Raw genomic sequence first — 3,922 nt, forward strand, 5'->3', positions numbered from 1 at the left:
TTCTGCTGCGTTGAGGACGTTATCTGCAGTCACCGCATCAATCGCAAGGGTTGCACCCGCTGGATTTGGTGGGGTCGCATCGACGGTTTCTGTACCTGGTACAGACGGGTTACCTGCAGGGTCGGTTGCAATCGCAGTGATAGTATCACCATCCACCAGACCGCCTGGGTTCGGTACAGTCCATTCGCCTGTTACCGGATCAGTCACCACATCAACGGTGCTGCCATCTGGGAAGGTCACAGTCACGGTTGAACCTGGTTCTGCCGTACCGGTGATTGGATCGGTACCATTGACCGGATCAATCTCTGGGGCATTCGGTGCAGTCACGTCAACAGTGAAGCTTTGGGTATCAGTGATTGTACTGCTGTTACCTGCTGCATCGGTGAAGGTCGCTGTAGCATCAATGGTTTTATCGCCATCGGCCAACAGGTCACTACCGGCGACATCGGCTGTCCAGTTACCAGTTGCTGCATCTACCGTTGCAGTGTACGTCACGCCATTGATAAGCAGTGTCACCACTGTGGTGGCTGCATCTGCTGGGATACCGGTTAAGGTACCTGTTACTGTCACGGTGCCCGCTGATTCAGCTGCGTTAAGAATGTTGTCTGCTGTCACTGGCGCAACAGTCAGTGTGCTACCTGTGGTATCTGGTGCAGTGGTATCCACAACATAGCTGTGATCTGCACTGACCGGACCTGTACCCGTTACATCAACAGTCACTTCAATGGTGCTGTCTGCATCTGCAGTCAATTCGCTACCTGGAACGGTCACGCTCCATGTACCATCGGCCTGTACGGTGGTGTTGTAATTGTTGCCGTTGACCACAACTGTCACTGCATCACCTGCAGTGAAGTCGCCTACAACCGCACCGCTGACCGTTTGGTTCACACCCGCTTCTGCTGCGTTAACGGTGTTATCGCCTGCAATCGGGTTGATCACCACCACTGGTGTGGTGATATCCACGGTGTAGCTGGCATCTGCTGTCACAGTACCGGTGTTGCCTGCAGCATCTGTTGCCGTAATGCTGACATTGATGGTGCTGTCTGCATCAAGCACTAACTGTCCGCCATCAACGGTCACGCTCCATAAGCCACCCGTTTGTACTGTAGTGGTGATGTCTACGCCATTGACGTTGACCGTAACCACGTCACCCACGGTGTATTCACCAGTGACCGTACCGCTGATGGTCTGATTGGTTGCGGCTTCGCCTGAATCTACAATGCCATCGCCTGCAATCGGGTTAATGGTAATCGTCGTCGTGCTGTTGTCCGGACCAGTGGTATCTACTGTATAGACTTGCGTGTCAGTCACTGTGCTGCTGTTACCGGCTGCATCGGTGAAGGTCGCTGTAGCATCAATGGTCTTATCGCCATCGGCCAACAAGTCACTACCTGCGACATCAGCTGTCCAGTTACCTGTTGCTGCATCTACAGTTGCAGTGTAAGTCACACCATTGATAACTAAAGTCACCACTGTGCTTGCTGCATCTGCCGGGATACCGGTTAAGGTACCTGTTACCGTGATGGTTGTGGTTGATTCAGCTGCATTCAACACGTTGTCCGCAGTCACCGCATCAATCGCAAGGGTTGCACCTGTATTGTCTGGTGCAGTGGTATCCACTGTATACACTTGCGTATCAGTCACGCTGCTGCTGTTCCCTGCTGCATCAGTGAAGGTCGCTGTGGCATCGATGGTTTTATCGCCATCGGCCAGCAAGTCACTACCTGCCACATCAGCTGTCCATTTACCTGTCGCTGCATCTACAGTTGCAGTGTAAGTCACACCATTGATAACTAAAGTCACCACTGTGCTTGCTGCATCAGTTGGGATACCAGTCAAGGTACCTGTTACTGTCACGGTGCCAGCTGATTCAGCTGCGTTGAGGACGTTGTCTGCTGTCACCGCATCAATCGCAAGGGTTGCACCTGTATTGTCTGGTGCTGTGGTATCCACTGTATACACTTGCGTATCAGTGACAGTGCTACTGTTACCTGCCGCATCAGTGAAGGTGGCTGTGGCATCAATGGTTTTATCGCCATCGGCCAACAGGTCACTACCTGCAACATCTGCTGTCCAGTTACCGGTTGCTGCATCTACGGTTGCAGTATAAGTCACGCCATTAATTACAAGCGTAACAACCGTGCTTGCGGCATCGGCTGGAATATTCGTTAAAGTACCTGTGATGGTCACAGTGCCCGCTGATTCTGCAGCATTCAATACATTATCGGCAGTTACGTCATTAATGCTTAATACCGAACCTGTCGTATCTGGTGCATTCGTATCTACTGTATAGCTTTGATCAGCATTGATTGGCCCAACACCTGTAACTTCAACCGTTACATTGATTTTACTGTCTGTATCTGCAGTCAGATCGCTACCTGGAACAGTGACGCTCCATGTACCACCTGTTTGCAAGGTAGTCGTATAATCTGTGCCATTCACATTGACAGTGACTTTATCTCCCACAGTAAAGCTGCCAACTACTGAACCACTAATGGTTTGATCGACACCCGCTTCAGCTGCGTTAACAATGTTATCCCCAGCAATCGGGTTAATCACTACCACTGGTGTGGTGATATCGACGGTATAAGTAATGTCTGCAGTAACAGTACCTACGTTACCTGCTGCATCTGTTGCCTGAATAGTTACATTAATGGTTTTGTCTGTATCAAGCGCCAGTTGACCACCGTCAACCGTGATACTCCACACACCACCCGTCTGAACTGTTGTTGTAATATCCACGCCATTAACGTTGACAATAACGACGTCACCAACTTTATATTCGCCTGTTACGCTACCACTAATCGTTTGATCTGTGCCTGCTTCTGTTGAATCCAGAATATTGTCACCCGCAACCGGATTAATTGTAATCGTCGTTGTACTGTTGTCAGGGGCTGTTGTATCAACCGTATAAGTATGATCTGCAGTAACAGAACCAACGCCAGTTACATCTACAGTCACATTAATGGTTTTATCCGCATCTGTTGTTAGCTCAGCGCCAGCAACCTCAATACTCCAGTTACCGTTGTTATCTAAAGTTGTGGTGTAATCTGTACCATTAACATTGACAGTAACTTTATCTCCAACAGTAAAGCTACCAACCACTGAACCGCTAATGGTTTGATTGACACCAGCTTCTGCTGCATTCAGAACGTTATCACCCGCAATTGGATTAATCACCACAACAGGCGTGGTGATATCGATCGTGTAAGTCGCATCAGCCGTTACACTACCCACATTACCGGCGGCATCTGTTGCCTGAATAGTCACATTAATGGTTTTATCTGCATCAAGAACCAGTTGCCCACCGTCAACCGTGATACTCCACACACCACCCGTCTGAACAGTTGTTGTAATGTTGATACCATTCACATTGACAGTAACTACATCACCAACACGATACTCGCCTGTGACTTTACCGCTGATGACTTGACTGGTACCTGCCTCTGTTGAATCAACAACATTATCACCCGCAATCGGGTCAATGGTAATCGTGGTCGTGCTGTTGTTTGGTGGAGTTGTATCTACAGTTTCTGAACCTGGTGCTGACGGGTTACCTGCAGGGTCGGTGGCAATCGCTGTAACAGTATCGCCATCTTTCAAACCGCCCGGATTTGGTACGGTCCATTCACCTGTGGTTGGATCGGTAGGAACCTGAACAGTGCTGCCATCCGGGAAGGTCACCGTCACGGTTGAACCCGGTTCTGCAGTACCGGTGATTGGATCGGTCCCATTGACTGGATCAATTTCTGGCACTGCTGGGGCAGTTACATCCACGTTATAAGTTTGTGTATCTGTAACATTGCTGCTATTGCCTGCTGCATCAGTGAAAGTCACTTTTGCATCAATGGTTTTGTCGCTATCCGCCAGTAAGTCACTACCTGCCACATCAGCAGTCCAGTTGCCCGTCGCTGCATCCACA

The 3,922-nt window shown here is 49.7% G+C and carries 1 protein-coding gene; it reads right to left on the bottom strand.

Annotation, left to right across the window (positions count from 1 at the left end; all coding sequences use genetic code 11):
• The coding region (locus IEV39_RS18325; protein WP_188382622.1) for a beta strand repeat-containing protein at positions 1 to 3,922 on the bottom strand (3,922 nt) is incomplete at both ends.

Origin of the sequence: Acinetobacter courvalinii (assembly GCF_014635545.1) — a bacterium.
GTDB classification, from domain to species: Bacteria; Pseudomonadota; Gammaproteobacteria; order Pseudomonadales; family Moraxellaceae; genus Acinetobacter; species Acinetobacter courvalinii.